The sequence below is a fragment of the Frankia sp. CoBUL1 genome, from assembly GCF_978021245.1.
Genome location: NZ_CDXDOS010000240.1, coordinates 1 through 5,150, shown reverse-complemented (window position 1 = coordinate 5,150; position 5,150 = coordinate 1). Strand labels below are relative to the sequence as shown.

The 5,150-nt window shown below is 66.7% G+C and carries 2 protein-coding genes and 2 pseudogenes; 1 reads left to right on the top strand and 3 read right to left on the bottom strand.

Going from position 1 to position 5,150, the window contains the following annotated elements:
* Positions 1-332: 332 nt before the first annotated feature.
* The 3 genes and pseudogenes from AC08OX_RS14685 to AC08OX_RS14675 all read right to left on the bottom strand — a co-directional run.
* Positions 333-484 (bottom strand): annotated as a pseudogene (locus tag AC08OX_RS14685) (IS6 family transposase); the annotation flags it as partial.
* An 86-nt stretch (positions 485-570) separates the two neighbouring features.
* Positions 571-2,197: pseudogene (gene groL / locus AC08OX_RS14680) on the bottom strand (chaperonin GroEL).
* A gap of 211 nt (positions 2,198-2,408) precedes the next feature.
* The gene (locus AC08OX_RS14675) at positions 2,409-2,918 is read right to left on the bottom strand and encodes an Hsp20/alpha crystallin family protein (RefSeq protein ID WP_011436591.1); all 510 of its coding nucleotides are present in this window, start codon (positions 2,916-2,918) and stop codon (positions 2,409-2,411) included.
* A 501-nt stretch (positions 2,919-3,419) separates the two neighbouring features.
* Here AC08OX_RS14675 and dnaK point away from each other — a divergent pair.
* Positions 3,420-5,150: molecular chaperone DnaK (gene dnaK, locus AC08OX_RS14670; RefSeq protein WP_476608336.1), on the top strand; the 1,731-nt coding region annotated here is incomplete at its 3' end.

Genomic DNA, 5,150 nt, shown 5'->3' with positions numbered 1-5,150 from the left:
GTTCACGATCGGTACGCGTCGAGTTCCGACAAGTAGCGGTCCAAACCCTCGAACTTGGTAGTTGCAGCGGGGCTGCCTCGCTCTGAATGATGCGTGACCTGGGCACGAGACCGCCGTGGTCACCTGGCTTTCTGGGTATTCGCGGGATTCGTGATGACCGCCGCCGCGTGTCGAGCACCGGTGGGCTTCCGCATGTTTCCGATGTCAACCTTCGAGATAGCCGACGTGTCGCCCCATAAAGGTGGCCTTCTGTACGGGACGAGGAAGATCCGATCGTCAACATCCCGTCGCAGAGGGCCACCGCATGCTGACACCCAGGTGGAACACGATGATCAGACGGCGTGGGCGAACTCGGTGAAGGCAGTTGATAACTGCGGCAACGGGTCGGCATCGGTCCCGAGTTCGTGGTGGCCACGGCAGATGCTCTGGACGGGGGCGTGCCCGGCTCCGACGGTTGGACGGAGCGGAGGCGTTTCAGCCCGCGTCCTCTCACCGATGCCCTCCGGACAACCCGATCCGGCTGTACCAGTCACCGTCGGTCGGCTCCGATCAGCTCGCATTCCGATTTTTTCAGTACTCCAGGCCACCCCCACCAGCTGGCGCTGCCGCGGTTTCCTTTTCCTCTGGCTTTTCGGCAACGACGGCCTCGGTGGTGAGGAACAGCCCGGCGATGGATGCGGCATTCTGCAGGGCGGAGCGGGTGACCTTGGTCGGGTCGATGATCCCGGCCTCGAGCATGTTGACGTGCTCGCCGGTGGCGGCGTCCAGCCCCCACCCCGGTTGCAGGTTGCGGACCTTCTCGACCACGACGCCGCCTTCCAGACCGGCATTGATCGCGATCTGCCGGAGCGGCTCGGTCAACGCGCGGCGCACCATCTCGGCCCCGGTCCGCTCGTCCTCAGCCACCTCCAGCCCGTCGAAGACAGCCTCCGAGGCCAGCAGCAGAGCCACCCCACCGCCGGGGACGATGCCCTCCTCAACGGCGGCCTTCGCGTTGCGGACCGCGTCCTCGATGCGGTGCTTACGCTCCTTGAGCTCGACCTCGGTGGCCGCGCCGGCTTTGATGACGGCCACGCCACCGGCGAGCCTGGCCAGCCGCTCCTGCAGCTTCTCGCGATCGTAGTCGGAGTCCGACTTCTCGATCTCGCTACGGATCTGGCTGACCCGACCGGCGATCCGGCCCGGGTCGCCGGCGCCCTCGATAATGGTCGTGTCATCCTTGGTAACGACAACCTTGCGGGCCCGGCCAAAGCAGATCGAGGTCGGCGTTCTCCAGCCTGAGACCAACCTCCTCACTGATCACCTGACTGCCCGTCAGAACGGCGATATCGCCGAGCATGGCCTTGCGCCGCTCGCCGAAACCCGGCGCGTTCACGGCCACGGACCGGAACGTACCGCGGATCTTGTTGACGACCAGGGTCGCCAGGGCCTCCCCCTCAATGTTCTCGGCGATGACCAGCAGCGGCCTGCCGGCCTGCATGACCTTCTCCAACAGCGGGAGCAGGTCCTTGACCAGCGAAATCTTGATGTTGGCGACCAGGATGTAGGGGTCCTCCAGGACGCACTCCATCCGCTCCTGATCAGTGATGAAGTACGGCGAGATGTAGCCCTTGTCGAAACGCATACCTTCGGTGAGCTCCAGCTCGAGGCCGAAGGTGTTGCTCTCCTCGACGGTGATGACGCCGTCCCGGCCGACCTTGTCCATCGCCTCGGCGATGATCTGGCCGATCGCGGTGTCCCCGCCGGCCGAGATCGAGGCCGTTGAGGCGATCTGATCCTTGGTTTCCAGCTCCCTGGACAGATTGGCCAGTTCCCCACAGACCCGCTCGACAGCCAGCTCGATGCCACGTTTGAGGGCGATCGGGTTCGCGCCCGCGGCCACGTTCCGCAGGCCCTCATGGACCAGTGCCTCCGCCAGAACGGTCGCCGTCGTGGTGCCGTCGCCGGCCACCTCGTCGGTCTTCTTGGCGACCTCCTTGACCATCTCGGCACCGATCTTCTCATACGGATCTTCGAGCTCGATCTCCCTGGCGATGGAGACGCCGTCATTGGTGATGGCGGGAACGCCCCACTTCTTCTCCAGGACGACGTTGCGCCCCTTCGGACCGAGCGTCACCTTCACGGCGCCGGCCAGCTGGTTCATGCCACGTTCCAGCCCGCGCCGTGCTTCCTCCTCGTAAGCGATGATCTTTGGCATGATGGTTCCCCTGAAGCAGAACGCGACCGGACCCCGCAAACATCGCAGGCCCATCCTCGCGACATGCAACACCCTAATTACAAATCGTTGGTATCGCCTGCTGGCGGGGCAAGCCGACCGGCTGGACAGGCCGGGTCTGCCGGGGTCCCGGTGGAGGGCGCGCTGGCGGGTCCGGGTACCAGGCGCGCTCAATTGTATACCAGGCGCTCAGTCAGCTTTGGCCCTCGGGGCCGGTGCCTTGGCCCTCGGGGCCGGTGCTGATCTCGATGTGCTTGGGCTGGCTCCGCTTGGCCTTCGCCAGCCGGATGGTGAGTACTCCGTCGGCCAGGGTGGCGTGCACCGATTCCGGATCAATGTCACCCGGCACGGCGATGCGGTGCTCGAACCGGCCCACCGGGCGGCTACGGCGGCGCAGTACTCCCGTGCGTTCCCGCTCCTTGATTTCACCGGTGACGAACAGCTCGTTGTCACGCAGGTCTACGGAGATGTCCTCCCGGCGCACCCCGGGAAGATCGAGATCGATCACGAACGCGTCCTCGGTCTCCTCGATGTCGACCGGCTGCACCATGCCGCCCAGCAACCGCGCCGGACGGCCCTCGACGCCGCCTATGACGTCGCCGAGCAGATTGCCCATGCGGGTCCAGGCGTCCTCGATCTCCCGGAACGGATCCCACCGTGCCAGCGTTCCCAGGCCTTCTCCGCGTCGTACGGGCAGTGTCATGATCATCGCTCCTTCCGGCCAGGCCGGCCGGCTATCACCTTTGCGTCCAATTGACTATGCCTTGCCTCTACCCCTGCCTCGCCGTCCCGAAAACTGCGGGCCGCGGCCGAGAGACACCCGGCTGCAGCCGGCTGTAGGCCAGAAATCGGCTGTAGGGCCAGAAACCGGCGCTGCCTGGTGCTGCCCGTCCTGCCGGGCTCAGGCCCCCGGTCCCTGTCCTGACCCGGCCCCGACCGGTGTGGCTCTGCCAGCTCCCCTGGTGCTCCAGCTCCCCCGGTGCTCCAGCTCCCCTGGCAATCAGGACCTACTGGCGATCAAAGCCTTTTCGTGATCCCTTCCTTCGCCTACCGACAAGCGATACTCCGTAGGCAATGCGTTTTGCTGGGAAAATCCTGGACAGGTTCCCTGCTGTGGGGCCGGTTTATCCGCGTGAATCCTACTCACGGCGTGGGAACGCCCGATTCGTCATATGTGCGAGGTTCGCTTCTGGAGGAGCATTCGATGGCGAAGGCAGTCGGCATTGATCTGGGGACGACCAATTCGGTGATCGCCGCCTGGGAGGGTGGCGAGCCGAGGGCCATCCCGAACGCGGAGGGTGCGCGGACGACACCGTCGGTGGTGGCGTTCACCGAGAGCGGTGAACGCCTGGTCGGGCAGCTGGCGCGACGGCAGGCGATCCTGAACCCGAAGGGCACGATCTACTCGGCCAAGCGGTTCATCGGCCGCCGCTATGACGAGGTGACCGAGGAGGCCAAAGCGGTCGCCTTCGACGTCGTCCCGGGCCCGGAGGGCGCCGCCCGGTTCAGGATCCGGGACAAGCTCTACGCGCCGGAGGAGATCAGCGCGCTGGTGCTGCGCAAGCTGGCCGACGACGCCGGGCGGAACCTGGGCGAGAAGGTCACCGAAGCGGTCATCACGGTGCCGGCCTACTTCAACGACGCGCAGCGCACCGCGACGAAGGACGCCGGCCGGATCGCCGGCCTGAACGTGCTGCGGATCATCAACGAGCCGACCGCGGCCGCATTGGCGTACGGGCTGGACAAGGAGGGCCACGAGACCGTCCTGGTCTTCGATCTCGGCGGCGGCACGTTCGACGTGAGCATCCTCGACGTCGGCGACGGGGTGGTCGAGGTCCGGGCCACGGCCGGGGACAGCCACCTGGGCGGGGACGACTTCGACCGCCGGCTGGTCGACTACCTCGCCGACGGGTTCCACCGGGAACAGGGCATCGACCTGCGCCGGGACCCCCAGGCGCTGCAACGGCTGTTCGAGGCCGCGGAGAAGGCCAAGGTCGAACTGAGCTCGGTCACCCAGACCCAGGTGAACCTGCCGTTCATCACCGCCGACGCCACCGGGCCGCGGCACCTGACCACCACGGTCATGCGCTCCACCTTCGAACAGATCACCGCCGACCTGGTCGAACGGACCATGGGACCGGTTCGCCAGGCGATGGAGGACGCCAAGATCAGCGCCGACGACCTCGACGAGGTGATCCTCGTCGGCGGCGCCACCCGGATGCCCGCGGTGCAGGCACTGGTCCGGCGGCTGACCGGCGGCAAGGAACCGAACATGATCGTCAACCCCGACGAGGTCGTCGCCCTGGGCGCGGCGATCCAGGCCGGGGTGCTCAAGGGCGAGGTCTCCGACGTGCTCCTGCTCGACGTCACCCCGCTCTCCCTCGGGGTGGAGACCCGCGGCGGCCTGATGACGAAAATCGTCGAACGCAACACCACGATCCCGGTGCGACGCTCCGAGGTGTTCTCCACCGCGGAGGACAACCAGCCGGCCGTGGACATCGTGGTGCTGCAGGGCGAACGCGAACGCGCCGCCGACAACCGGGTACTCGGCCGCTTCCGCCTGGAAAACATCCGCCCGGCGCCCCGCGGCGAACCGCAGATCGAGGTCACCTTCGACATCGACGCCAACGGCATCCTCAACGTCACCGCCCGCGACAAGGACACCGGAGCCCAGCAGTCGATCACGATCAGTGAGACCTCCAACCTCCCCAAGGAGGAGGTCGAACGGATGATCACCGAGGCGGAACGTAACCGCACCACCGACCAGGCGCTACGCGCCGCAATCGACGCCCGCAACGAGCTGGACTCGGTCGCCTACCGCGTCGAACGGCTGCTGGCCGAACTCGGTGACGCCGCCCCGCCCCACGAGAAGGCCCGCGCCGACCTGCTGGTCGCCGACGCCCGCCAGGCCATCAAAGAGGAGGCTCCGGTGGAC

What these genes read in the sequence shown, in the direction of transcription:
- AC08OX_RS14675 (WP_011436591.1), bottom strand. Translation starts at nt 2,918, where the DNA reads ATGACACTGCCCGTACGACGCGGAGAAGGCCTGGGAACGCTGGCACGG.